Here is a 25,118-nt window from a genome sequence, read left to right as displayed (position 1 = left end):
AAACGCCGTTCTCGTTTTCGACTAACTTTGTGTGCTAATATCGCACACTAATGTGCGTTATATTTAGAGCTTCGCTCTCGCGCGGTGGTCTGTCAAGCCTGTGACAGGACCGGGACCGGGCTCGCAGACGCTGGCCAGGGGACTCACCGCGCTGCAATTGGTGGCCGACTCCCCCGGCGGGCTGACCGCGCAACAGCTGGCCGAACGGGTCGGTGTGCATCGCACGATCGCCTACCGCCTGCTGACGACGCTGGCCCAATTCCACCTGGTGGCCAAGGGCGAGGACGGCCGCTATCGGCCGGCGGCGGGGCTCGCCGTGCTGGGTGCGTCGTTCGACCGCAACGTGCGGCAGGTCAGCCTCCCGACGCTGCGCACGCTGGCCGACGAGCTGGGCACCACCGTGTCGTTGCTCATCGCCGAGGGCGAGCAGCAGGTGGCGATCGCGGTGATCGTCCCCAGCCACGTCGCCTACCAACTCTCGTTCCACGAGGGCAGCCGCTACCCGTTGGAGCGTGGGGCCGCGGGCATCGCGCTGCTCGCGAGCATGCCGCCGCGCCCGGGCGAGCGGGACCTGGTCGCCCGGGCGCGAGAGCGGGGCTGGGTGAGCACCTACGGGGAGATCGAACCCAACACCTTCGGGTTGGCGGTCCCGGTACGGCGACCGGCGCCCTCCCCGCCGACCTGCATCAACCTGATCTCGCACCGGGAAGACGTGGTGCTGCGCGGCAAGGACGCGGTCCTGGCGGCCGCCCACCAGCTGTCGGCGCTGCTGAGCTGAAAGGACACCGTTCATGCCCTGGGACACCCAAGTCGACGTCGTCGTGCTCGGCACGGGAGGTGCGGGCCTCACCGCCGCGCTCACCGCGGCCGCCGCGGGCGCCACGGTGGAAGTCTTCGAGAAGGCACCGACGGTGGGTGGGACCACCGCCGTGTCCGGCGGCATCGTGTGGATACCGGCGCACAACCGTTCTCCCGACGGCGAATTGACGCCCGACGACGCGTTGCGCTACCTGCGCGCCCAGTCGCTGGGATCGATGGACGACGACCTGGTGGAGACGTTCGTGCACACCGGACCCGCGATGCTCGACTTCATCGAGGCGCACAGCGGGCTGCGCTTCGAGATCGCGACCGGCTTCCCCGACTACCAGCCCGAACTGCCGGGCGGGCAGCCGTCCGGGGGCCGGTCGCTGTCCGCGGCCCCGTTCGACCTGGCGCAGCTGGGCGAATGGGCAACGCGCATCACGTCGTTCCCGGCCGACTGGTCCAACGTGGGATTCGACGCCGAGACCCGCGCCAGGCTGCACGCGGCGATCGACGAGCGAACCAGCCACCTGTGTGTCGCCGGCACCGCGCTGATCGCCGGGCTGCTCAAGGGCCTGTTGGACGTCGGTGTGGTTCCGCACGTCAACGCCCGCGCCGAGCAGCTCGTCGCCGAGGCCGGGGAGATCACCGGGGTGCGGGTCGCGCTGGCGGGGCAAACCCTGACCGTGCGCGCCCGCCACGGTGTCATCCTGGGCACCGGCGGCTTCGAGTGGGATCCCGTTCTGGCGCAGGCCTTTCTGCGCGGCCCCATGCACGGTGCGGTCTCACCGCCCAACAACACCGGCGACGGGCTGCGGCTGGCGATGGCGCACGGCGCCGACCTGGCCAACATGGGCGAGGCCTGGTGGGTGCCCATCGTGCAGATCCCTGGCGACACGATCGACGGCAGGCAACGCAGCCGCAGCGTGCGCCTGGAACGCACCCGGCCGCGCAGCATCATCGTCAATGCGGCCGGGCGCCGCTTCGTCAACGAGGCGTGCGATTACAACTCGATGGCCGGAGCGTTCCACTACCTCGACCCGCGCGGCGGTTACGTCAACGACCGGGGGTGGATGGTGTTCGACTCCGTGCACCTGCAGCGCTACGGATTCCTCGGAATCGAACCGGGCCAACGGGTTCCGGAATGGTTCTGCGAATCCGCGGATCTCGCCGAGTTGGCCGCGAAGACCGGCATCGACGCCGACGGCCTGGCCCACACCGTCGCACGGTGGAACCGGCACGTGGCCGCCGGCGCCGACCCCGACTTCGGGCGCGGCTCCAGCGCCTACGACGGTTACTGGGGAGACGACAATGCGACCACGCTGGCCGGAAAGACCCTCGGCCCCATCGACACCGCACCGTTTTACGCCGTGCCGGTGCGCATCGGGGCGATGGGCACCAAGGGCGGGCCGCGCACCGGCCGCGACGGTCGCGTGCTGCACGTCAGCGGCGAGCCGATACCCGGCCTGTACGCCGCCGGCAACGCGATGGGCGGCGTGACCGGACGGGCCTACGGCGGCGCCGGTGGAACCCTCGGTCCGGCAATGGTTTTCGGCTACCGCGCCGGTCACGCGGCCGCCACCGGAAAGTCCGTCGACTTGACCTAGCGGCGGCTCAGGCCCGGCCGGAGGTCAGGCATTCCTCCAGGGGCCAGCCCAACTGCTCCCACATCGACAGCTTGTTCCAGTCCTTGACGAACTCGACCAGCTTGCCGTCGCGCACCTGGAAAAGCGCCGCCGCCGACCACCGCGCGGTGCGGCCGGTGGGCTCGAGGTCGCCGTGCGGCCGGCCCCGGTGCGTCCCCTCGGCGCTGTAGCGCAGGCAGACGCGGTCGGCCTTGGCGAAGCAGACGTCGTAGCTCACGATGCGCAGGTCGTCGACCTGTTCCATGAGCCGGCCGTGGTCGTCGGCATAGCCCTCGAGGGTGTCGACGCCCGGGAACGTGGTCGGCGCGATGAAGCGATTGCCGGGGGCACACAGGTGCGCCACCGCTTCGGCGCTGGCCCTGCCGGGCGTGTAGGAGATCTCCATGTATTTGCGCACCAGGTTGATGTTGCGTTGCTCGTCGAGCGTGTAGTCGTGCGTCGCGGCTACGGGCGATGGTTGCGCCGTCGTCATTGCTGCCCTCCCGGCTGTGTGTCTGGACTGCTCCCCGAAGGCGTACCCAGAAGCCCGGCGATTACCCGCCCGTCCGCCGCTGGTCGCAAGAGCGTTGCGGGACCGGCAGTTCGACGCACGCGTGCGTTCCGATCGGCACGTCGAGAAAGACGAACGCCCCGCCGGCCGCCTCCACACGAGATCGATGCGCGGCGAGCCCGATGTGCCCCTCACCGAGCCGGCGCGCCACGGTCGTGAGGCTGAGGCCCACGCCGTCGTCGATGACGTGCAGCACGCAGCGACCGTCGGTGATCCCGAGCGTGACCGTCGCGGTGTGGGCCCGCGCATGCTGCACGACGTTGGACAGCAACTCCCGCGCGACCCCGAAGACGACGGGATCGATCTCGCTGCGCAGGGGGTAGTCGATGTCGGTCGCGATGTCGATGCCGGCGCGCTGGGCGGTGAAGGTGGCCAACTGCTGCACCGCGGCGCCCAGCCCCACCTGCTCGAGCACCGCCGGGTGCAATTCGAAGGTGGCCTGGCGCAACCGTTCCGAGGCCGACTTGAGGCCGGCCAAGGCCCGGTCGACCCGGCCGTCGCCCGCGAAGGCGACTTTGAGCTCGTCGAGTTCCTGGCGCACCGCGAGGATGTCCTGCAACGGCCCGTCGTGGATGAACTCGGAGATCCGGCGCTGCGATTCGTCCGCCGCGGTCATCGTCTGCGCGAGCAACTCCTCGCGCAGGGCGCTGAGCCCGGCCACCGACCGCGTATGCCGCTCCTCGATCCGGACCACCAGGAACGCCGCGCAACACAGGAACGCATAGAGCAAGAAGCGAAACCCGGCCTCGGGCAATCGAACCGCGCTCGACATCACCGGATCTTGCAGCACGGCGATCGCGAAGCCGAGCATGGAGAAGAGCAACACCACCGCCGCGCGGCGCGAGGAGACGTCCAGGCCCAGCAGGACCGGCAGCATCGCCATGATCAGCAGCGGATACACCCCGTTGGTGGACAACAGCTGGAACGCCGTCAGCGCGACGATGTCGACGACGGTGAACGCGAACGGCTCCAGCCGGCCGAGCGTGACCAGGCGGCCCCGGCCGATCCGGCGGCGCACCGGGGCGAACGCCAACGCCAGCGCGCCCAGCCCGACCGACGCGTAGAGCGCGATCAGCACGGTTTCCTGAGGCCACTCCGAGCGCTCGGTGCCGATGATCATGGCCGCGGCCATCAGACCCACGACGCCGAGCCGCAGCACGGCACCGATTCGGTAGGAACGCAATTGGTGAATGGTGCGGACGCGTTCCAGTTCCGCGTCGCCGGTGACCGCCACCCGCTCACCGTACTCATCGGCGGCCGGCGAGCCCAGGCAAACTGCGTGTCTACGCATCAGCGCCCGCCACGTCGACGGAGGTAGCGACCCGGCAAAACGTTAGACTCGTCGCCATGGTCAGCGCGGCGCCGGGCGAGAAGGTGCGGGTGGTGGTTGCCGATGATCACCCGCTGTTCCGGGAGGGCGTGGTGCGGGCGCTGTCGTCGAGCGGGTCGGTGGACGTGGTCGGTGAGGCCACCGACGGGACCGCCGCGTTGGAGCTGATCGCGTCGCAGCTGCCCGAGGTCGCGCTCCTCGACTACCGGATGCCCGGCATGGACGGGGCCGAGGTGGCGGCCGCGGTGCGCAATCGGGGGTTGCCGACCCGGGTGCTGCTCATCTCGGCGCACGACGAGCCGGCGATCGTGTACCAGGCGCTGCAGCACGGTGCCGCGGGTTTTGTGCTCAAGGACGCGACGCGCGCGGAGATCGTCACGGCCGTGCGGGATTGCGCCGCGGGCCGCGACGTGGTGGCGCCCACCCTGGTCGGCGGGTTGGCGGCGGAGATCCGGCACCGCGCCGAACCTCCCGCCCCCGTGCTCAGCGCGCGGGAGCGGGAGGTGCTCAATCGGATCGCTCGCGGTCAAAGCATCCCCGTCATCGCCGGTGAGTTGTTCGTGGCCCCGTCGACGGTCAAGACGCACGTGCAGCGCCTGTACGAGAAGCTGGGCGTCGGTGATCGCGCCGCCGCCGTCGCCGAGGCCATGCGGCAGGGCCTGCTCAGCTAGCGGCCGACCAGGGACCGGGCTGGCGCTTCGGTGCGGGCCCCTGCGCCAGCAGCGAGTTGGCGACGTACACCGCCTCGGCGACCAGCCGGCGGGCCCGGCGTTCGACCCCGCACAGCTCGGCGTCGTCCACGCCCGCCCAGCGAAGCTGCCGCTTGACCAGGATCAGCGGGTCACCCCCGCATGGATGATTCGTCCGATAGGTGACCGCCTCGACCACGCCGGGCCCGCCGCCGGCGCTTGCCCGCCGCACGGCGTCGGCCACCGAGTCCGCGACCGCCGCGACGTACCTGCCGTCGGCGGAGCGCAACGGCAGCCCGCGGCTCTCATGTGGGCCCCGACGCCCGCGAGCGCCCTCGACGATGTTCTCGACGACGAACACCAGGGGCAGCCGCCAGGACACCGCGATGCTTGCCGCCGCGGTGAACTCCGCCGTGTTAGCGTCTCGCCCGCCGATCGCGCACAGGGTGACGTTGCCGGAGCCGGCCAGTTTCTGCGCGTAAGCGTCGCCCAGGGCGAACGAGATCGACCGCGCCAAATCCGTTGAGCTGTCCAGCAATTGCTTCCAATCGGTGGCGTACGCCGTCTGGTTGGCAGCGGCGGCGGGGCGGGGGCAGCGCAGTTCGGCCAGGGCCGGGCCGAGGGGAAGGGCCCGGGCGACGTGCTCGGCGTTGCGGAAGTGCGGGATCGCGGTGTGCACCACATCGCCCGGCCGTAGCGCCGCGGTGGCGCCGACGGCCACCGCCTCCTGACCGAGCGCGGGCGGCAACGAGCCGTCGAAGGGACCGTCCACGCGCGGCTCGTCGAGGGCCATGTCGAGCAGTCGCAGTACCCACATCCGGCGGTACAGCTCCAGCCGGTCGTCCCGCGCCAGCGTTGCCGAAAGTTCGGTGGTGTAAGTCATTGCCGCGTCTCCTTGCTCACTGCGATCCGGTTGCGCGCCGGCCGAGCCCCGTAGTCGGGTGGCTGGGCCGGTCACCGCGTTGAACACAGTTCTGAAGGTAGGGCGCGGCCGCGGCGGGCGCCTCCGCCGATCGGCTCGCGAACGGGATGAATCTCGTGTCCCCCGATCGGGGGACACGGTGCGCGTGGGCGACGCGCGGCGTTGGCGGTTAGGGAGCGGGTACCTCGATCACCGTCGCCGAACCCATGCCGCCACCCGCGCACATCGCCGCGACGCCGATTCCCCCGCCGCGACGCCGCAATTCGTGGACCAGCGTGACGAGCATCCGGGCGCCGCTCGCGGCGACCGGGTGGCCCAGCGAGCAGCCGCTGCCGCTGACGTTCACCGTGTCGGGGTCGAGGTCGAGCAGCCTGACGGTGGCCACGCACATCGCCGCGAAGGCCTCGTTGATTTCGAACAGGTCCACGTCGGAGACCGAAAGGCCGGCGCGGGCAAGGGCTTTCGGGATGGCGTCCACCGGCGCCAGCCCGGTGATCGCGGGGTCGACGCCGACGGACGCCCAGGACTTGACGGTGGCCAGCGCGGGCAGGCCCAGCTCGTCGCTGGCGATCGTCAACACCGCGGCACCGTCATTGGCCCCGCAGGCGTTGCCGGCGGTGATGGAGAAGCCCTCGATCTCGGGGTGCAGCGGCTTGAGGGCGGCCAGCTTCTCCATGGTGGTGTCGCGGCGCGGGTGCTCGTCGACCGCGAACACCCCGTGCGGAGTCTCGATCGGAACGATCTCCTCCTTGAACCGCCCCTCGTCGATGGCGGCGATCGCGTTGCGGTGCGAGCGCAGCGCCCAGGCGTCCATCTCCTCGCGACTCACACCCGCCTTGACGGCGGCGTTCCACCCGACCGTGATCGACATGTCCAGGTTCGGCGCGTCGGGACGATCGGGGTGCGTCGGCGGGAACCAGTCGACCCACTCGCCGTCCACCTGCAGGCGCGATCGGGGCGAGGTCGACGCCGAGTTCACGCCGCCCGCGAGCACCAGCCGGTCCATGCCCGCGCGCACGCTCGCCGCGGCGCTCTGCACGGCGGCCTGGCCCGCGGCGCAGTGGCGGTTGTTGGCCAGGCCGGGCACCTGCGTCAGGCCGGCCGTGACGGCCGCATGCCGCGCGAGCACCCCGCCGCCGTAGAGCCCCTCGCCCAGGATGACGTCGTCGAACTGCGCCGGGTCCAGGTCCTTGGCCGCCTCGGTAACCACGTGATGCGCGAGGTCGAACGCGCTGGTGTCGCGCAACGTGCCCTTGCGGGCGGTGCCGATGGGGGTGCGCAGCGCGGACACGATGACGGCTTCGGGCACGGCCTTCTCCTGTGGTGGCGAGCGGACGCGGCGGCGCAGTCACGACGCCCCGCGGGTAGAGAACTTTATTCTCTCAATCGGAGAGCCTCAGTTGCAAGGCGACGCCGCGCCGGTTGCCGCCGGGCTGCCTACACTGCTGGGTCATGACAGAGGCGACGGCGGCGCCGGAGGGGTCGATCGACGTCCCGGGCGGGACGGTCTGGTTCACCCGGATCGGGGGCGGGCGGGGCCTGCCGCTGCTCGTGGTGCACGGCGGTCCCGGCCTCCCGCATGACTACCTGCGGTCGCTGGAACGGCTGGCCGACGAGCGCGAGGTCATCTTCTGGGATCAGCTCGGCTGCGGAAAGTCCCCCTGCGCACCGAATCCGGCGCTGTGGACGATGCAACGCTCGGTGGCCGAGACCCGGGCCGTGGTGGATGCGCTCGGCCTCGACCGCTTCCACCTGTTCGGCAACTCCTGGGGCGGCATGCTGGCCCAGCAGTTCGTGCTGGACGCGGGCCCCCGGCCGACCAGCCTGACCGTCTCGAACAGCATCGCCTCCATCCCGGCGTTCGGCACCATGGTCCAGCGGTTGAAGTCCGAGCTCGACCCCGCGACGCAGGCGGCCATCGAACGCCATGAAGCCGCCGGCACCACGCACGCCGCCGAATACCAGGCCGCGATCCGCACCTGGAACGAGACCTACCTCTGTCGCGCGCGGCCCTGGCCCCGCGAACTCGAGGAAGCCTTCCGCCACATGGGCTCCGAGATCTTCGAAACAATGTTCGGGCCCAGCGACTTTCACATCGTCGGCACCATCCGCGACTGGGACGTGATGGACCGGTTGGCCGAAATCACGGTGCCCGCCCTCATCCTCGCCGGCCGGTACGACGAGTGCGTGCCCGAGCACATGTGGGCCATGCATCAGCGCATCGCCGGCTCGCGCTTCGAGTTGTTCGAGGCGAGCTCCCACATGCCGTTCATCGAGGAGCCGGAGAAATTCGACGCCGTCATGCGCGAATTCCTGGCACAGCACGATGATTCGGCGGCGTAGCGCCGGGTTCAGTTCTTGCCGGCGGCCAGCTTCGTGACGATCGACCGGAAATCCTCGGTGAGGAACGACTGGCTCTCCGCGGACAGGGCGTAGTCCAGGCTCGCCAACACCGCCCGCTCGAGGTGGATGTTGAGCACCCGCTTGGTGCTCTCGACGGCCTGCTGCGGCAGCTCGAGAATCTTCTTCGCGCACGCGATCGCCTCGGCCACGGGATCGGCGACGACGTGGTTGGCCAGCCCCAACTCGACGGCGCGCTGCGCGTCGATCCTGGTGCCCGTCAACGCGAACTCCTTGGCCAGCAGCAGGCTGATGTGCAGCGGCCACGTCAACGGTCCGCCGTCGGCGGCCACCAGGCCGACCTGCACGTGCGGGTCGGCGAGATAAGCCTTTTCGGCGATGTAGACGATGTCGCTGAGCGCGACCAGGCTGCAACCGAGCCCGACGGCCGGCCCGTTGACCGCGGCCACGACCGGGATCCGGCACCGCGCCATCCCCAGCACGATCTCCCGCCCGTCCCGAATGGTCTTGGCGCGCAGGTCGGCGTCGGCCGAAAGCTCCTTGAGGTAGCTGAAGTCGCCACCGGCCGAAAACGCCCGCCCCGCCCCCGTGATCACCGCCGCCCGGGCGGTCGGGTCGTCGGTCAAGCGCTGCCACAGCCGTGCGAGGCCCACGTGCAGGTTGTCGTTCACCGAGTTGAGCGACTCCGGCCGGTTCAAGGTGATGAGCCGCAAGGGACCGTCGGCTTGGACGTCGATCTCGGTGGGCATGTCGTACACGTCAGACTCCTTCTTTTCTGGTCGTGACCCGCTTCACCCGGGCCCCCTTCGCGATCACTGCGGCAGTCCCAGGATGCGCGCAGCGATGATGTTCTTCTGTATCTGCGACGTCCCGCCCATCACGCTCTGGGCGCGGCTGTACAGATAGGCGCCGAGCAGGTCGGCGTCGCGGGTGCCGGCGACCGCCACCGCGGCGTGCCCGACGGATTGCTCGACCCAGGTCATCAGCAGCTTGTCGAGTGAACCCTCGGGCCCGTGCGAGATGCCGTCGAGTTGTTCGGACAGCCGCCGCCGCACGTGGTGCGTCAGCATCTCGGCCTGCACCGCCGCCCAGGCCAGCTCTTCCGGAACCTCACCCTCGTTGCGGCTCAACATTTTTCGGACCAGCTTGCCGTAGCGGGCCGCGTACCCCAGCGTCGAGGGTTCCCGCTCGTGACCGACGACGGTCATCGCCACCGCCCAGCCTTCGCCGGGGGCGCCGACCATCCGGTCCGCCGGTATCTTCGCACCGTCGAAGAACACCTGGCCGAACTCGTTGGTGACCCCGTTGATCATCCGCAGCGGACGTTGTTGCACGCCAGGCTGTTTCATTTCCAGGATGAAGGCCGATAGGCCGCGGTGACGCTTGGCGTCGGGCTCGGTGCGGGCCAGGAGTAGACACCAGTCGGCCACGTCGGAGTAACTCGTCCAGATCTTGTGGCCGTTCACCACATAGCTGTCGCCCTCACGGCGGGCGGTGGTGCTCAGCGACGCCAGGTCCGAGCCGGCGCCCGGTTCGCTGAAGCCCTGACACCACCGTTGGGTGCCGTCGATGATGCCGGGCAGGAAGCGCCGGCGCAGTTCGTCGTTGGCGTGGCGGCCGATGCCGTAGACCAGGTAGCCGACGCTGGGCCGCGGCGGGGCGCCCGCGCGCGCGAGTTCCTCGTCGACGATGACGTCGTAGACCGGGGGAAGTTCCTGCCCGCCGTACTCGCGCGGGAAGGACAGGCCGAAGAAGCCCTCCCGGTACAGCGCCTGGTGCCACCCGGCCTGCAGGGCCCAGTAGTCGTCGCCGGAGCCCACAAACTCTTTGGCGCGCAACGTGAGCCAGGCCCGCAGCCGCTCCCGGAACGCGGCCTCGTCGGCGGAGTCACGAAAGTCCAAGGTCGATCTCCTTCAACGTCACGGGCCACAATTCGGTCGAGGTCAGCGCGCGCCGGAGATACACGTGGACCAGGCACTCCCAGGTGTTGCCGATGCCGCCGTGCACCTGGATGGCCGTCTCGCAGACGGTTCGGGCCGCGCGGGCGCAGTAGACCTTCGCCACCTGCGCGGCCCTGATCGCCTCGGGCGCGGCCAGTTCGTCGACCGCCCAGGCGGCGTGCCGCAGGACGCTCACCGAACCCTCGATGAGTGCCAGGCTTTCGGCCAGCAGGTGTGCGACGGCCTGATATGAACCGATCGACTTGCCGTACTGCTCGCGGATTTTCGCGTAGTCACAGGCGAGCGCGTGCGCGCCGCGGGCGATGCCGACCAGGTCGGCCGTGGTGGTGACCAGCGCCAGGGCCCGCCATCGCGCGGCGGCGTCCTCCGATATCTCGCCCTGCGACACCGGCGCCCCGGCGACGTCGGCCTCGGCGCGGGTGAGGTCGGCGCAGGTGCTCGCGGCGCCCACATCCATGGCTAGCACCGAGGTTCCGGACAGGGTCAGGGCGCGCCGCGCACCCCGCGCATCGATCACGCGGCCGTCGACGGCCACCGTGGCGCCGTGCGCGTCGGCGCCGACGCGGCGGGCCAGGTCGTCGGCCAGGAGCGGGCCCAGGAACGGCGCATCGACGAGGCGGCGGCCGAACTCCTCGGCGACAACGGCCACCTCCACGCCCGACGCCTCGTCGGCGCGCAACGACCGCCAGCCGGTCGCGTCAATCTGCTTGTCCAGGCGGCGGATTCGGTCCTCGTCGTCAAGCTCCTGCACCGCGCCGGGGCCCAGGTCGTCGGCCAGCTTGGCGGCGGCGTCGCGCAGCTGCCGTTGTTCAGCGGTCAGACGTACATCCATAGCGCTCCTTCAGGATTCGGCGCAACACCTTGCCCGAGGGCAGGCGCGGAATGTCGGGCACGAACACGATCCGGGTCAGCTGCTTGTAGGAGGCGAGTCGCTCGCCCACCCGCGCCGACAGCTCCGCGGCCAGGGTGTCGGCGTCGGCCGATGCGTGCGCGGCGACCGCGGCGACGACCGCTTCCCCGTTGCTGCCGTCGGGCAGCCCGAAGACCGCGCAGTCCTTGACGTCCGGATGGCCGTGCAACACCGTCTCGATCTCGGCGGGGGCGACCTGAAAGCCGCGCACCTTGATCATCTCTTTGAGCCGGTCGGTGATCCGCAACCAGCCGGCGTCGTCGAGCCAGCCGACGTCCCCGGTGCGATACCAGCCGTCCCGGACGGCCTCGCCGGTGGCCTCCGCAGGCAGGTAACCGGCCATCAACGAGGCCGACCGGGCCTGGATCTCACCGACCTCACCCGGGCCGACCGGCTCTGAAGTCCCCAGCGACACCACGTGCACCTGCACCCCCGGCACCGGGCGACCGACCGCGTCCAGCCGGGCGCCGGTGACCGGGTTGCAGGCGATGACGGGCAGCTCGGTGGTCCCGTAGGCCGGCACCCAACCGACGCCGGTGCGCCGCGTCACCGTCTGGGCGACGTCGGCCGCGACGGGGGTGGCGCCCCACATGATGTAGCGCAGCGACGACAGGTCGTAGGACTCCAGATCGGGATGCGCCGCAATGGCCAGCGCGATCGGGGCGACGGCCATCTCGACGGTGATGCGGTCGGCGGCGATGTGGTGCAGCATGCGGTCGATGTCGAACCGCGGATGCAGCCGGACCCGGGCACCCGTCCGCAGCGCGGTGAGCAGATTCAGCAACCCCAGGATGTGCGACGGCGGCGTGACCACCTGGATCCGGTCGCGCGGCGTCAGCTGCAGCGCCGCGCGCCAGTGCGCCACGGCGGCGTCCAGTGACGCGTGGGTGTGCCGCACCGCCTTCGGCAGGCCCGTGGTGCCCGAACTGAACACCAGGACCGCATCGGACGGCGGGGCCGCGGCGCGAGGCGTCGAAGCGCCCGCCGGCACGGGCTCGTCCAGGTGCAGCATGGGCATCAGCCCGGCGAGGACCGGGTGGTCGCCGACGGCGTGGCCGGGGGCGGTGAGTGCGAGCGCGTGGTCGACCTCGGCGCGTCGCCACGCGGGGCTCAGCAGCACCGCGGTGGCGGCCACCCGCCAGATCGCGAGCACCGCCGCGACGAATTCCGGTCGGGTGGACGCCATGACGGCCACCCGCTGGCCCGCCCGCACACCGCCGCTTCTCAGGCGGGTCGCCCAGCCGCTGGAAAGCGCGTCGAGATCGGACAAGCTGAGGTGCCGTTCCCCGTACACGAGCGCGGGCGGCTCGGTCACGTCCCGTCCTCCCTGGCAGGCCGGGCTCGCCCCCGACGTGGCTTGAGAAGACCCTATCGGTCTGTGAGAATAGTATTCTCTACAGTGAAGAATGCAAATGTGTCGGGGGCGGTCGAGTGCCCGAATCATCGAGGAGACCCACCGGTGGCTGATCCCGAAGCGAACGGCTCCGTCGCCGGCAGCGTGACGATCCTGCTGGACCGCAAGAAGGTGACCGTACCGATCGTGGCCGGCGAGACCCTCTTGGAGACGGCGCGGCGCGCTGGCCTACAGCCCCCGTTCAGCTGCGAGGCCGGCAACTGCGGCACCTGCATGGCCCTGCTCGAAGAGGGCCACGCGACCATGCGGGTCAACGACGCGCTGGACGACGACGAGGTGGCCGAGGGTTACGTCCTGACCTGCCAGGGCGTGCCGGACACGGACACGGTCACGGTGCGTTACGAGTGAGTGAGAGGGGCGAGCGCATGGCCAAAGGCGTCATTCTCGTTGAGAGCCGGCCCAGTTCGCCGGAGCGGGAACGCGAATACAACATGTGGTACGACGAGGTGCACCTGCCCGAACTCGTCGCCCTGGACGGTTTCGTCTCGGCACGGCGGCTGCGGCCCGTCGACGGCAACGGCCCGTATGTCGCCATTTACGAGATCGAGGGCGACGACCTGCAGGCCATCCTCGACGGCATGATCGCCAACGCCGCTCAGCTGCACATGTCCGACGCCCTGCAGCTGGATCCACCGCCGATTCCCCGGCTGCTCGAGACCACCACCGAGTGCGACGGCTAGGCCACACGGCCACATAGCCCGTGCGCGAAAGGATTCGAATGAACGTCGACGACTTGATCCTGGTGAGCATCGACGACCACGTCGTCGAACCGCCGGACATGTTCTTGCGCCACGTGCCGGCGCGGTACAAGGACGAGGCCCCAATCGTCGTCACCGACGACAAGGGCGTCGATCAGTGGATGTATCAAGGCCGGCCGCAGGGCGTCAGCGGCCTCAACGCCGTGGTCTCGTGGCCGGCCGAGGAGTGGGGCCGCGACCCGGCCGGATTCGCCGAGATGCGCCCCGGCGTCTATGACGTCCACGAACGGGTCCGGGACATGAACCGCAACGGCATCCTGGCGTCGATGTGCTTCCCGACGTTCACCGGGTTCTCGGCCCGGCACCTCAACATGCACCGCGAAGAGGTCACGCTGGTCATGGTGTCGGCCTACAACGACTGGCACATCGACGACTGGGCGGGTTCCTACCCCGATCGCTTCATTCCCATCGCCGTGCTGCCGACCTGGAATCCGGGCGCCATGTGCGCCGAGATCCGCCGCGTCGCCGCCAAGGGTTGCCGGGCGGTGACGATGCCGGAACTGCCGCACCTGGAGGGGCTGCCGAGCTATCACGACGACGACTACTGGGGCCCGGTGTTTCGCGCGCTGTCCGAGGAGAACGTGGTGATGTGCCTGCACATCGGAACCGGCTTCGGCGCTATCAGCATGGCCCCGAACGCGCCCATCGACAACATGATCATCTTGGCCACCCAGGTCTCGGCGATGTGCGCGCAGGACCTGTTGTGGGGTCCGGCGATGCGTAACTACCCCGACCTGAGGTTTGCGTTCTCCGAGGGCGGAATCGGTTGGATCCCTTTCTATTTGGATCGTAGCGACCGCCACTACACGAATCAGAAGTGGCTACGCCGCGACTTCGGTTCGAAACTGCCCAGCGACGTGTTCCGCGAGCACTCGCTGGCCTGCTACGTCACCGACAAGACGTCGCTGAAACTGCGCCACGAGATCGGCATCGACAACATCGCGTGGGAGTGCGACTACCCGCACTCGGACTGCTTCTGGCCCGACGCTCCCGAGCAGGTGCTGGCCGAACTCAACGCCGCGGGCGCCGACGACGCCGACATCAACAAGATCACCTGGGCCAACGCCTGCCGATTCTTCGGCTGGGACCCATTCGCGCGCACCCCCCGGGAACGCGCCACCGTGACGGCGTTGCGCGCCAACGCCGTCGACGTGGACGTGTCGATCCGGCCGCGCGCGGAGTGGGCCCGCTTGTACGCCGAGAAGCAACTCGCGTAGCCACCTCGGGCGCGCGGCCCCCGCTCGCCTGGGACGAGCGTGAAGCTACCCGCACGCTCGGGGCCGAGCGTGAAGCTACCCGCACGTTCGAGCGGCGAGCGTCGGGCCCAGCTCTTCGAGTGCACGCACCCCGGTCGCGAAGTCGCCGCCCACGGGCGCCAGCAGCGCGACGTGGTCCGCACCGACACGCAGGTGCTCGCGCACCAGCGCGCCGATTTCTGAGTAATCGTGGTCTGCCGCAGACGAACCGGCGGCCAGGCTCACCCCGACCACCAGGAGCTTGCCCGGCCCCAACGCCGCGCGGGCCCGGGCGGTGAATTCCGGGGGCAGGCCGGCCGGAAAGGCGCCGTGCGCCTTTTCACCGGCCAGCGCCAGCATTTTCGGGCCGTTGGCGGCGACGATGCGCGGGTAGGGCGCGTCCGGTGCCGGCGGCCACGTGACGGCGTCCATCTGGTCCAGGTAGTCGCGCATGGTGGCCAAGGGGCTGCCGAATTCGCGGCCGACGCTGGTCGCCTGCTCCGGGTAGCCCACCCCCAACCCGAGGGCCAGCCTGCCGGGATACGCCTGCGCCAGTTGGGCGGCTGCCGCGTTCATGGTCTGCGCCGGGCGCGCCCAGATGTTGGCGATGCAGGTGCCCAGGACGATCCGTTCGGTGGCGGCCAGTAACACGGCCAGTTGGACCAGGGCGTCCTTGCCGAGGACCTCGTTCGTCCAGACCGCGCCGTAACCCGCGCGTTCGAGGCGGCGCGCGGCATCCCGTAACTGGTCGGCCGTCGGTGTGGCGGTGAAGGAGACCGGCAGGCATGCGCCCACCGGTCCCAACGCCTTTCGGGTCTCGTCGATCGGCGCCATGGCGTCACTCACCGAAGTAGTGGCCGGCCTCGAGGTCCTCGATGAGGCCCGCCCGCTGCGGATGCCAATCCACGATCTTTCGCGTCAGCTCGTTCGAGGTCGGGTTGTCCAGGGCCGCGAAGAGCGCGAGGAAACCGAAATGACCCGCCTCTTCGGCCGGGATGCTCACCGTAGGCACGTCGAGCTTGCGCCCGATGACGGCCGCGATGTCGGCGAACGGTATTCCCTTGTCGGCGACGCCGTGCAAACGCGTTCCGGCGGGCGCGGTTTCGAGCGCCAACCGGTACAGGTGCGCGGCGTCGAGCGTGTGCACCGCGGGCCAGCGGTTCGACCCGTCACCGAGGTAGCCCGACTTGCCGGTGGCGCGCGCGGTGTTTATCAGGTGGTGGGCGAAGCCGTGATGGTCGAGGTTGCTGTGCACCAGCGGCGACAGCCGGATCACCGAGGAGCGCACGCCCCGCTCGGCCAGCGCGATGACCGCATTCTCCGAGTCGACCCGAGGCCCGCCGGGCAGCACGTCGAGTTCGGTCCCGGTGCCACCCGCCCCGAGGAGCGACAGCAGCAGGGTCCCGGACGTGCTGACGAATGGCCGATCGGTTCCCACGAGCGCTTCCCCCAACGCCTCGACGGCGCGCAGGTCGGCCTCGGCCGCACCGGCGAAATCGTCGAAATCGTGCTTGAAAGCGAGGTGGATGACGCCGTCGGCCGCGGCGGCGCCCGACCGGAGGCTGTCGAGGTCGTCCAGGTCGCCCCGGTGTACCTGGGCGCCCCTGGCGGAGAGGGCGGCGGCGCCCTCGTCGGAGCGGGCCAGGCCGGTGACGCGGTGCCCGGCCGCGAGCAGTTCGTCGACGACGGCCGAGCCGATGTGTCCGGTCGCGCCGGTCACGAAGACGTGCATGGTGGTTCCCTTCAGGTTGGCGCCTTAGCGTGCTGTCCAGTCCGTGCTGTCCAGTCAAAGTCCGTCGCGCCACCACGTCCAAGACCCATTCCGGATGGCGTCATGCACAATCGGCATCACGCCAGCTCAGCGGGGCGCAGCGGCGTCGCGGCCGGCGAAGAGGGCCTTACACTCGAGGCATGACGGATTCGCCGGTGATCGATCTCGACCTGCGCCTGGTGGGTTATTTCGTCGTGGTCGCCGAACAGCGGCACTTCGGCCGTGCCGCCGCCGCCCTGCGGGTCGCGCAGCCCTCCTTGAGCCGCCAAATCCGGCGCCTGGAGCAGCAATTGGGCGTGCGATTACTGGACCGCACGCCGCAGGGCACCCGGGTCACAGCCGCCGGTGAGGTGTTCCTGCCGCGGGCCAAGGCGCTATTGCGCTCGGCCGCCCAGGCCGCCGCGCAGGCCCGCGCCGCCGCCCAACCGAGCCGGATCACCATCGGCTATACCACCGGCATGATCGTCACCCCGGCGGTGCGGGAATTGCGCCGCGAACATCCGGACGCGGACGTGCAGGTCGTACACCTGGATTTCGCGCGGGCGCGAATGGCGTTGCTGGACCACGTGGTTGACGCGGTGATGACGCGGTTGCCCTTCCCGACCGATCAGCTGCACGTGACGGTCCTCTACGACGAGCCCCGCGTCTTGGCGGTGCCCATCGATCATCGCCTCGCGGGCCGCGCGTCGGTGAGCCTCGACGACATCGCCGACGAGCCGATGCCGCGGGTGCGGCACTCCGATCCCGCGTGGAGCGCGTATTGGCGCATCGACCCTCGGCCCGACGGCCGCCGCGCGCCGGACGGCCCGTTCATCGACGCGCTCGAGGACAAATTCGAACTGATCGCCTCCGGGCAGGCGGTCGCGATCACCGCCGGCTTCCACGGCAACGCGTTGCGGCCCGACATCGTCACCATCCCGTTGGACAACGTCGAGCCCAGCCACGTCGTCTTGGCCACGCGCGCCGGCGATCGCGGCCGCCTGGTGGCCGCCTTCCGGAAACTGGCCGAGGCTCACCTCAACGGTCCGGGCGGCTAACGCAATTGCGTTGCGAGCTCGGCGATCATCTCGCGGGTCCGGCGCTTGGACGCGATCAACTCGTCGCGGTTGTCGCCGATGGGCAGCAGGCGCACCGACAGATCTGTCACGCCGGCGTCGGCGAAGCGGCGCAGGCGATTCAGGATCGCCGTCTCGTCCCCCGCGGCGCAGATGTCGCCGACATCGCGGGCGTCCCCGTAGCCGAGTAGCCGCTGATAGTTGGGGGACACTTCGGCCTCGCCCAGGATGCGGTTCGCACGCTCCCGCGCCGCATCCACTTCGTCTGCGGCACAAAGACATACGGGAACGCCGGCGACGATGCGCGGCGCGGGGCGCCCGGCATTGTCGGCGGCCTTGGTGATGCGCGGGACGACGTGCTCGCCGACTGCGCGCTCGTCGGCCATCCACAGAATGGTGCCGTCGGCGCGCTCGCCCGCGATCGTCAGCATCACCGGTCCGAGGGCGGCGACCAGCAGCGGCAGCGGCGCCACCGGCGCCAGGTCCAGGGGATTGTGCACCCGGAACGTGTCGTTTTCCACGTCGACGGGACCCGGGTTGGCGAACGCGGCGTGCAGCACGTCGAGGTAGTCGCGGGTGTAGCCGGCGGGCCGCTCGTAGGGGATGCCGAGCATGTCGTCGACGATCCAGTGGTGTGACGGTCCGACGCCCAGCGCCAGGCGCCCGGCCGTGGCCGCGTGCACCGAAAGCGCTTGGCGCGCCAGGGCGATGGGGTGCTGGGCCTGCAGCGGGACCACCGCCGTGCCCAGTTCGATGCGGGTGCTGCGGGTGCCCAGCAGGGTGGCGGCCACCAACGCGTCGAAGTCGTTCGGGATCTGCGGGATCCACGCGCTGTCCAGACCGGCGGTCTCGGCCCAGTCGATGTCGGCGAGCATGCGGGTGACCTTGCGCGCGGAATCCCCGCGCTCGGGTCCGATCATCACTCCGACACGCACGGTTCCTCCAACGCCGATCGCCCGCCCCGCGGGATGCGAGTCTGATTATGCACTGATGGATAACGTACTTGCCAAAAAAGAGAATGCCAATACCGCCGGGCGCGGCGACCGCGGCGCCTAGGCGCGGCAGAGAATCTCGCCGTGCGGGATGGCGATCATGCCGTCGGGGTCGGCGGCCCAGGCCCGCCACGCCGCGGCGATGTCCGCGAGTTCGGCGGTCGTCGCCACGTCGAGGCGCACCAGGTCGTGGGCGATCGTCGAGTTCACGATCCGGTCTGCCCACATCCCGCCCCACCAGTCGCGCGACTCCGGCGTCGCGTAGCACCACACGCTCGCGCTGGGGGTGATGTCGGTGAACCCCGCCCGCCGGGCCCACGACAACAACCGCCGCCCCGCATCCGGCTCGCCGCCGTTGGCGCGGGCGACCCGCTGGTAGAGGTCGCGCCACCGGTCGAGCTCCGGCAACTGCGGGAACCAGATGAAGCCCGAGTAGTCGGCGTCGCGGGCGGCCACGATGCCGCCCGGGACGCACACCCGCCTCATCTCGCGCAGCGCCGCCACCGGGTCGGTCACGTGTTGGAGCACCTGGTGGGCGTGCACGACGTCGAAGGTGTCGTCGGGAAAGTCGAGGCGATGGACGTCGGCGGTTGCGAACGCGACGTTGGTCAGCCGGTGCCGGTCGGCCTCGGCGCGCGCGACGTCGAGGACGTCGGCGACCTGGTCGACGGCCGTCACCACCCCGGGGGCGACGCGGGCGGCGAGCCCGGCGGTGATGCTGCCGGGCCCGCACCCGACGTCGAGCACGGACAGTCCGGGCCGCAACCAGGGGAGCAGGTATGCCGCGGAGTCGTCGACCGTGCGCCGCTGGTGTGCGCGCAGCACCGACTCGTGATGCCCGTGGGTATAGGTCGCCCCCTGCTCGTCGCCCATAGTTGCGCCCCTTCCGATCGTCGCGTCTGGGCACAGATTACCGGTGTCTGGTCACATTGTGACTTTGTTATCTCATATGTTGAGACGCTCAGTCGACGGGGACGTCGAGGATCGGGCGGTCGTCACCCGCCCCCGGGCCGTCGAAGTGCCACCACTCGCCCGCGTACACCTTCAGGCCGCCGTAGTTCATGGCGGTGCGCAACGCGGCGCGGTTCGCCTGCGCGTCAGCGCTGATCCCTTGAGTGGCGAATGCCGTTGCGCGAGCGGTGAAGTCGTCGAAATCGGTGCCCATGTCGGCCAGGCACAGCCCGTCGGCGCGCTGCTGGGCGGGGCACGGTTGCTGCCCGGCCGTGAACGTCACGTCGACCGAGCGCCCCGACTCGTGGCTGTGCGCGAACCGTCCAGGGCGGGCCACCCACGCCGGGTTGGGCACCAGGCTGAACATCTTCACCTGGACGTCGTGGGGGCGGTAGCAGTCCCAGAACACCAGCAGATGACCCTGGGCGCGCAGCGACGACGCCGCCGCGGCCAGGCCCGGGGCCATCGACTGGTGGACCAGGCACCTGGCGTCCGACGGGTACAGCTGCGTCCCGGTGAAGTTGTCGGCCGTCGCGTAGCGCAGGTCGATCACCGCGTCCGGGACAGCGCTGCGGACGTCGACGAAACCGGCCGCGCGGGCGGCCGCACCCAGCGGCGGCACGTCGGGGCCGGCCAGCGCCGGCGGCCCGGCGCCCAACCCGGCCAGCGCGGCCATCACCGGGGCCAGCCGGGCGACGCGGGCGAGTGGCATGCGGTCATTGTGATCACAATTGGCCGCAATTGGCCGGAATTGGCATTGACGGTTTCGGCGCACTAATTTGCCAGGGGTGACGTTCTCAGCTGCTCGTGCAGCCGCGCGATGGATCGCCCCCTTCCTGACGGTCGCTGCCGTCGTCGGCACGGGCCTCGTCGCCCACCCCGCGCCGACGCTCCGCCTGGCCGACGCGGCCGACCCGCTCGCCGGCGCGCCGTTCTACGTCAACCCCAACTCGGCCGCCATGCGCGCCGCGCAGCACGCCGACCCGCCGAGCCCCGAACTGACCGCCGTCGCCAACACCCCGCAGGCGTACTGGATCGTGCCGGGCGGCTCCGCGGCCACGGTGGGGCAATACGTGGGCGACGCGAACGCCGCCGGCGCCATCCCGGTGCTGTCGATCTACGGAATCCCGCACCGCGACTGCGGCAGTTTCGCCGCGGGCGGCATGGGATCGGGCGCCGACTACCGCAGCTGGATCGACGGCATCGCCGGGGGCGTGGGCGGGTCGCGGGTCGCCATCGTCCTCGAGCCCGACGCGCTGGCCATGGCCGACTGCTTGTCGGCCGACCAACGCCAGGAGCGCTACGACCTGATCCGCTACGCCGTCGACTCGCTCACCAAGGATCCGGCCGCGGCGGTCTACGTCGACGCCGGGCACCTGCGCTGGCACAGCCCGGAGGACATGGCGGCGCGGCTGAACCAGGCCGGCGTCGGCCATGCCCGCGGCTTCAGCGTCAACACCGCGAACTTCTACACCACCGAGGATGAAATCGGTTACGGCGAGGCCATTTCCGGGCTCACCAATGGGGCACACTACGTGGTCGACACCTCACGCAACGGCGCCGGCCCGGCACCGGATTCCCGGCTCAACTGGTGTAACCCCAGCGGTCGCGCGCTGGGCACCCCGCCGACCGCGGCCACCGCGGGCGCGCACGCCGACGCCTACCTGTGGATCAAACGCCCCGGGGAATCCGACGGCAGCTGCGACAACGGCGACCCGCCGGCGGGCACCTTCGTCAACCAGTACGCCATCGACCTGGCCCGCAACGCGGGGCACTAACGAACAACGCGCGCCGGCCTGTCGGCGTCGACCGAAAGCTACGACCGGGCGGCGTATTTCGAGAGTTGTTTCCGCAGCGGCGACGCTAGCGCCGCCGCTGCCGCGCCGGTCAGTGCCGCCGCCGACGGCTTCGGTGACCAGTGCAGCGCGGCCATGGCCCAGCCGAGCGGTTCGTCGAGCTGCGGGTCGGAGCCGTCGTGCTCGGTGGCCGCGGGCGGTCGCTGTTCGGACTCGGCAAAGATGTCCAGCATCGCGGGCAGAAACGCCTTCATGTCCTGCGGTCCCCGGCTGGTCACGAGGTTGCGGTCGCGCACGACCTCGCGATCGAGCCAATCGGCGCCGGCGTTGACCAGGTCGTCGCGGATTCCCGGCCACGAGGTCAGGGTGCGCCCGTTCAACAGGCCCGCCGACGCGAGCACCCACGGTCCGTGGCACAGCGTGACTATCGGCTTGCCGGCATGGTCGAAGGCGCGGACGAAGTCGCGGGCCGGCGCCGACTGCCGCAGCAGATCGGGGTTGATGAAGCCGCCCGGCAGCAGCAACCCGTCGTAAGCATCCGGGTCGGCGTCGGTGACGACCACGTCCACGCCGACGCGGGTCGCCGGCATGTGCAGGTTCACCCCGCGGATGCGGCCCTTGCGCAGGGACACGACATCGACCTTTGCACCGGCCAATTGCAATGCACGCAACGGAACGACCAGCTCCACCTTTTCGAAGCCGTCGGCCGCCAACGCTGCGATTCGTCGCCCCGCAAGGCGTCGAGTCTTTGACATCACGCTCTCCTGTCAGTTGTGGCGCGCGAGGGCGCCGGTTACCTTCTGCCCGGCCGGCTGGTTGCTCAACCGACCGCGAGCCGTGCGGGCGCACCCCTCAACGCGCCTGTCCCGCCAGGGCCGGACCGATCCGCGGGCGCCGCCACAGTTCCCAGGCCAATCGGCACACCCCGATGCCGGCGAGCAGGCCCAGCGCCGCCAGGGCGGGCAGGTGCGGCAACGCGGGCAGCGTCGCCGCGGCGAGCACCCCGGTGACGGCGCGGTCGACGGGGATCTGCCGATGGTCGCGCCACCGGTAGGCGACATCGGCGAAGTAGAACAACGCCATGCCGCAGGCCAGCGCGACCGCGGGTGCCAGCGGCAGCGGCGCGGTCGCGCGCTCGATGGTGGCGTGCGCGCCGACGGCGAACAGCATGATGCCGGCGACGAGCGGGAGATGCAGGTAGCTGTAGGCGTCGCGCGCAAGGTGGGCCCGTTCCGTGCCCGTGGCCTGCTCCAGCCGCTGCCGGGCTCCGGAGGTCAGGCCGAAGTAGGTCCACCAGAACGTGGCCATGACGGCCACGCCCAGCAGCAGAGCCGCAACCACCTGCCATCGGTCGAGATTCCTTGCGGCCCCGCCTAATTGCACGACCACCTCACCGAGCGCGATGATGATGATCGAGCCGTGGCGCGAGACGAAGTAGGACGGCGAGACGCGAAATCCGCCGAGCCCGAGCACGCCGGGCGCGCCGTAGTCGATCACCGCCGCGGCCACCCACAGCAGCTCGCGTCCGGGCGAATCGACGAAGGCGGCGGCCACGGTGCAGGCGGGTGCGGCGACGAACGCCGGCGCTATCCGACGGGTGCTTTGCCGCAAGGCGGCGTCCTCGTGCCCCGAGAGGGCGACAAATTTCACCACGTGGATCAGCCGAACCGTCAGCAGGGCGACGGCGAAGACCAGCGCGCCGGACCCGAACGCCGCCGGCAGTGCCGCCGCGGCCACCAGCATCGCGGCCATCGCGGCGATGACGATCGCTTCATGCCACACGTTGGCCGTGTCGAAGGTGTTGATCAGCCACGTGTAGCCCGCCCAGGCCCACCACACCGCGAGCAGCGCCAACGCTGCCCTGCCGTAGCCCGTCGGCGAGGGATCGCCGACCGCCAGCTGGGTGACCTGCGACATCGCGAAGGTGAACACCAGATCGAAGAAGAGCTCGAGGTTGCCCTCCGAGCGCGGGCCCGCGCGTTGCCCGGAGTCCTCGTCGTCCTCTGCCATGGCATGACTCTTCCGTCGTGGATGCACGCGCCGATCGCGTGACGAGGCGGCCAGTACCGTGCACAGACCGCTCGGCGCCATCAAGGGGAGTAACCCGCGCAACCGTGGTCAATCCATAAAGTTCGCGGCGGCCACGATTGGGTTGGGCCGCCGCGTCGTGCACCGGGGCAAGGGTTGACCTGTCAGGCCGAACCGGGCCGCCGCAATTGCACCCGCGGGACCGGTTCGCCGGCGCCGTCGACTCTGCAAACATGGTGAGCCAGCCGGTCCCGCGCCGAAACCGTTGCAGCGGAGCCGGCTTCCGTTGTCAGCCGGTCATCGTCGCGCCGGCCCGGCACACGATTTTTTGAGCGTCGGCGGCGCCGCGGCGCGGCCCGACGGTCGCGGGTGGCCGGCACCGGTAGCCATCGAGGCGCACCACGTCGTCATGGAACACCACTTTGCTAGCGGCACCGCGCTGACGAAACCGGCGTGCGCGGCGGGACGTGACGACGCAGCGCCGCACTGGCCACTTCCACCTCGGAAGGTTCACCGACCGCAACCGGCGATAGCCGCGAAACATGTACGCACGCTTGCGCATTCGCATTCCATTCACCGTGCCGGCCTGAGCCGCCGCGGCGAAATGCGTTCGTCTGCAGTCGAATTCAGATCCGGCACCAGACGTGCTAGCATGACCCAGGGTGCCTGTCGGCATCGGAATGAAATGAAAGAAGTGGGAAAAGTATGACACAGGGAACTGTGAAGTGGTTCAACAGCGAAAAAGGCTTCGGTTTTATCGCTCCCGACGGTGGTGCGGCGGACGTATTCGTGCACTACTCCGAGATTCAGGGGAGCGGTTACAAATCGCTCGATGAGAACCAGCGAGTGGAATTCAGCATCGAGCAGGGGAACAAGGGCCCGCAGGCAGTCGGTGTGACTGCACTCTGACGGAGCGCTTCGTCCGTGTGGGCTGGTGGGGTTTCCCACCAGCCCACAATGCTTTTCGGGGCTCCATGCGCGTCCAGTCCGGCGCTACAACGGCCGCCGGACGGCGCCAGCACCGGGCAGTGGCCCCCACCCGTGCGCAGGCCGCCCGATCGGCGGGCCCCGCGGGACCACCCCCCTCGCTGCGTGCGTGTAGGTTGGCTGGTGAGTCGTTCGCCCTTTTCCCCTCGTGCCGACGCGGCCGTCTTGCTCCTGACGCCAGATCGCAGTCCGACCGCTCCCGGCCCGACGGATTCTCGCCTGAGCGACCCAGCACCACGACAAAGGACCACGCATACATGGATTCGGCAGAGTTGTTTTCGCATCGCCACCAGCCCGAGATCGCCTCAGACGCCGGTCGCAGCTCGGAGGCCGTGCAACTTCCCGTCTTCTCTGACGGCCCCGACACCGCACCGCCAGCGACGAAGCGACCGTCGTAACCGGTTTCCCGCCGGGCCGCCAAGACACCGCGGGCGGACACTGCATGGTGGCCAGGGGCGGGATCGAACCGCCGACCTTCCGCTTTTCAGGTGGATGGAACGGCCGCTGGCCTGCGGTTTAATGACTCCCATACGTCAAATACGCCGCGCTGAGCGCGTCTGACGCAGGCTGCTCGTCCGGCGATCGGACACAGACCGGACACGGTGACAGCACTCCCGACAAGGGACCCTTCATCGCCCGTCACTCAGTGATGCGCGCTGGGGGCTCCCGGGGAGCAGGTACCCGATGCCCGGCATCACGAGGTCGAGCGCGCATTCAACGAGCTCGATTGCGGAGCGACTCACCCTTCGGCCGGACACAACCCGAACGGCCAGCCGGAACACGGACGGAGCGGCGGACGCCGGTAGACCGCGAGTGCCCGAGGCCGGCAAGGCCGCAGGGCGCGAGAGCGGTAGCGGTCGGTCGGACGGCGGGAGCGGCGTAGACCGTGTTCCGGCTGGGACCAACGGGCTTGTTATATGCGCCAAAAGTGTCCGCGACACCGTCGACGGCATTGTTGATG

24 protein-coding genes, 1 tRNA gene and 1 pseudogene are annotated in these 25,118 nt (G+C 70.1%); 10 read left to right on the top strand and 16 right to left on the bottom strand.

The window, feature by feature from the left end; all coding sequences use genetic code 11:
* The first annotated feature begins 100 nt into the window (after window positions 1-100).
* Window positions 101-778: an IclR family transcriptional regulator gene (locus tag A5700_RS14085; RefSeq protein ID WP_068071090.1), complete on the top strand. Its 678-nt coding sequence runs from the start codon at window positions 101-103 to the stop codon at window positions 776-778.
* A 13-nt stretch (window positions 779-791) separates the two neighbouring features.
* Entirely contained in the window at window positions 792-2,408 is a 1,617-nt protein-coding gene (locus tag A5700_RS14080) for an FAD-dependent oxidoreductase (protein ID WP_068071088.1), read from the top strand.
* A 7-nt stretch (window positions 2,409-2,415) separates the two neighbouring features.
* Here A5700_RS14080 and A5700_RS14075 read toward each other — a convergent pair whose 3' ends face one another.
* Together A5700_RS14075 and A5700_RS14070 are read right to left on the bottom strand one after the other, a co-directional pair.
* Window positions 2,416-2,919 (bottom strand): ester cyclase, encoded by a 504-nt coding sequence (locus A5700_RS14075; RefSeq protein WP_068071086.1) that lies wholly within the window; start codon window positions 2,917-2,919, stop codon window positions 2,416-2,418.
* A 61-nt stretch (window positions 2,920-2,980) separates the two neighbouring features.
* The gene (locus tag A5700_RS14070; RefSeq protein WP_068071084.1) at window positions 2,981-4,231 is read right to left on the bottom strand and encodes an ATP-binding protein; all 1,251 of its coding nucleotides are present in this window, start codon (window positions 4,229-4,231) and stop codon (window positions 2,981-2,983) included.
* A gap of 113 nt (window positions 4,232-4,344) precedes the next feature.
* Between A5700_RS14070 and A5700_RS14065 the strand changes: the two genes are divergently transcribed.
* Window positions 4,345-4,998 (top strand): response regulator transcription factor, encoded by a 654-nt coding sequence (locus tag A5700_RS14065; protein WP_068071082.1) that lies wholly within the window; start codon window positions 4,345-4,347, stop codon window positions 4,996-4,998.
* Here A5700_RS14065 and A5700_RS14060 read toward each other — a convergent pair.
* On the bottom strand, window positions 4,991-5,899 hold the full coding sequence (locus tag A5700_RS14060) for a thiamine pyrophosphate-dependent enzyme (RefSeq protein WP_197502859.1): 909 nt from the start codon (window positions 5,897-5,899) through the stop codon (window positions 4,991-4,993). The genes A5700_RS14065 and A5700_RS14060 overlap by 8 nt on opposite strands.
* Before the next feature lie 208 nt (window positions 5,900-6,107).
* Window positions 6,108-7,247, bottom strand: coding sequence for a thiolase family protein (locus A5700_RS14055; RefSeq protein ID WP_068071077.1), 1,140 nt, complete (start codon window positions 7,245-7,247; stop codon window positions 6,108-6,110).
* A gap of 143 nt (window positions 7,248-7,390) precedes the next feature.
* Between A5700_RS14055 and A5700_RS14050 the strand changes: the two genes are divergently transcribed.
* On the top strand, window positions 7,391-8,281 hold the full coding sequence (locus A5700_RS14050; protein WP_068071075.1) for a proline iminopeptidase-family hydrolase: 891 nt from the start codon (window positions 7,391-7,393) through the stop codon (window positions 8,279-8,281).
* 8 nt (window positions 8,282-8,289) lie between these two features.
* On the opposite strand, the gene A5700_RS14045 is transcribed toward A5700_RS14050, so the two are convergent.
* From A5700_RS14045 to A5700_RS14030, 4 genes are read right to left on the bottom strand one after another with little or no spacing between them, the layout of a single operon-like run.
* On the bottom strand, window positions 8,290-9,057 hold the full coding sequence (locus A5700_RS14045) for an enoyl-CoA hydratase/isomerase family protein (protein ID WP_068071073.1): 768 nt from the start codon (window positions 9,055-9,057) through the stop codon (window positions 8,290-8,292).
* A 54-nt stretch (window positions 9,058-9,111) separates the two neighbouring features.
* On the bottom strand, window positions 9,112-10,200 hold the full coding sequence (locus tag A5700_RS14040; protein WP_068071071.1) for an acyl-CoA dehydrogenase family protein: 1,089 nt from the start codon (window positions 10,198-10,200) through the stop codon (window positions 9,112-9,114).
* Window positions 10,187-11,092: an acyl-CoA dehydrogenase family protein gene (locus A5700_RS14035; protein WP_068071068.1), complete on the bottom strand. Its 906-nt coding sequence runs from the start codon at window positions 11,090-11,092 to the stop codon at window positions 10,187-10,189. Before A5700_RS14035 ends, A5700_RS14040 begins: the two co-directional genes overlap by 14 nt.
* Window positions 11,070-12,485, bottom strand: a complete 1,416-nt coding sequence (locus A5700_RS14030) for a class I adenylate-forming enzyme family protein (RefSeq protein WP_068204804.1) — start codon at window positions 12,483-12,485, stop codon at window positions 11,070-11,072. The genes A5700_RS14035 and A5700_RS14030 overlap by 23 nt, the downstream gene beginning before the upstream one ends.
* 144 nt (window positions 12,486-12,629) lie before the next feature.
* Here A5700_RS14030 and A5700_RS14025 point away from each other — a divergent pair, with 144 nt between their 5' ends.
* Genes A5700_RS14025 through A5700_RS14015 form a run of 3 tightly spaced genes read left to right on the top strand, consistent with a single transcriptional unit; the run spans window position 12,630 to window position 14,559 of the window.
* Window positions 12,630-12,932 carry a 2Fe-2S iron-sulfur cluster-binding protein gene (locus A5700_RS14025; RefSeq protein ID WP_068071064.1) on the top strand — a complete coding sequence of 101 codons (303 nt, stop codon included), beginning with the start codon at window positions 12,630-12,632 and terminating at the stop codon, window positions 12,930-12,932.
* Window positions 12,933-12,949: 17 nt separating this feature from the next.
* Window positions 12,950-13,264 (top strand): DUF4286 family protein, encoded by a 315-nt coding sequence (locus A5700_RS14020; protein WP_068071062.1) that lies wholly within the window; start codon window positions 12,950-12,952, stop codon window positions 13,262-13,264.
* Window positions 13,265-13,302: 38 nt separating this feature from the next.
* Window positions 13,303-14,559: an amidohydrolase family protein gene (locus A5700_RS14015; protein WP_068204802.1), complete on the top strand. Its 1,257-nt coding sequence runs from the start codon at window positions 13,303-13,305 to the stop codon at window positions 14,557-14,559.
* 75 nt (window positions 14,560-14,634) lie between these two features.
* Here the strand turns inward: A5700_RS14015 and A5700_RS14010 are convergent, their stop codons facing one another.
* Window positions 14,635-15,423: an LLM class flavin-dependent oxidoreductase gene (locus A5700_RS14010; protein ID WP_231973837.1), complete on the bottom strand. Its 789-nt coding sequence runs from the start codon at window positions 15,421-15,423 to the stop codon at window positions 14,635-14,637.
* Complete coding sequence (locus A5700_RS14005) at window positions 15,416-16,309, bottom strand: SDR family oxidoreductase (protein ID WP_068071491.1); 894 nt, start codon at window positions 16,307-16,309, stop codon at window positions 15,416-15,418. The genes A5700_RS14010 and A5700_RS14005 overlap by 8 nt, the downstream gene beginning before the upstream one ends.
* A 179-nt stretch (window positions 16,310-16,488) precedes the next feature.
* On the opposite strand from A5700_RS14005, the gene A5700_RS14000 reads away from it, so the two are divergent.
* On the top strand, window positions 16,489-17,385 hold the full coding sequence (locus A5700_RS14000; RefSeq protein ID WP_068071493.1) for a LysR family transcriptional regulator: 897 nt from the start codon (window positions 16,489-16,491) through the stop codon (window positions 17,383-17,385).
* Here A5700_RS14000 and A5700_RS13995 read toward each other — a convergent pair.
* The 3 genes from A5700_RS13995 to A5700_RS13985 form a co-directional block, all read right to left on the bottom strand.
* The gene (locus A5700_RS13995; protein WP_068071495.1) at window positions 17,382-18,338 is read right to left on the bottom strand and encodes an LLM class F420-dependent oxidoreductase; all 957 of its coding nucleotides are present in this window, start codon (window positions 18,336-18,338) and stop codon (window positions 17,382-17,384) included. The two genes, A5700_RS14000 and A5700_RS13995, sit on opposite strands and share 4 nt — an antisense overlap.
* Before the next feature lie 117 nt (window positions 18,339-18,455).
* On the bottom strand, window positions 18,456-19,268 hold the full coding sequence (locus A5700_RS13990; RefSeq protein WP_068071497.1) for a class I SAM-dependent methyltransferase: 813 nt from the start codon (window positions 19,266-19,268) through the stop codon (window positions 18,456-18,458).
* 88 nt (window positions 19,269-19,356) lie between these two features.
* Entirely contained in the window at window positions 19,357-20,022 is a 666-nt protein-coding gene (locus A5700_RS13985) for a M15 family metallopeptidase (protein WP_231973840.1), read from the bottom strand.
* Between the two features lie 112 nt (window positions 20,023-20,134).
* On the opposite strand from A5700_RS13985, the gene A5700_RS13980 reads away from it, so the two are divergent.
* Window positions 20,135-21,124, top strand: coding sequence for a glycoside hydrolase family 6 protein (locus A5700_RS13980; protein ID WP_068071501.1), 990 nt, complete (start codon window positions 20,135-20,137; stop codon window positions 21,122-21,124).
* 233 nt (window positions 21,125-21,357) lie between these two features.
* On the opposite strand, the pseudogene A5700_RS13975 reads toward A5700_RS13980, so the two are convergent.
* Window positions 21,358-21,897: pseudogene (locus A5700_RS13975) on the bottom strand (type 1 glutamine amidotransferase domain-containing protein); the annotation flags it as partial.
* A 97-nt stretch (window positions 21,898-21,994) separates the two neighbouring features.
* On the bottom strand, window positions 21,995-23,152 hold the full coding sequence (locus tag A5700_RS13970; RefSeq protein ID WP_068071505.1) for a low temperature requirement protein A: 1,158 nt from the start codon (window positions 23,150-23,152) through the stop codon (window positions 21,995-21,997).
* Window positions 23,153-23,875: 723 nt separating this feature from the next.
* On the opposite strand from A5700_RS13970, the gene A5700_RS13965 reads away from it, so the two are divergent.
* Complete coding sequence (locus A5700_RS13965) at window positions 23,876-24,079, top strand: cold-shock protein (protein WP_068071507.1); 204 nt, start codon at window positions 23,876-23,878, stop codon at window positions 24,077-24,079.
* Between the two features lie 521 nt (window positions 24,080-24,600).
* On the opposite strand, the gene A5700_RS13960 is transcribed toward A5700_RS13965, so the two are convergent.
* Window positions 24,601-24,668: transfer RNA gene (locus A5700_RS13960), tRNA-Phe, on the bottom strand.
* Window positions 24,669-25,118: the final 450 nt, after the last annotated feature.

It is taken from the genome of Mycobacterium sp. E1214, assembly GCF_001666755.1.
Classification (GTDB): domain Bacteria; phylum Actinomycetota; class Actinomycetes; order Mycobacteriales; family Mycobacteriaceae; genus Mycobacterium.
The sequence above is the reverse complement of the archived record's forward strand: the minus strand, read 5'-3'. Positions and strand labels throughout refer to the sequence as shown.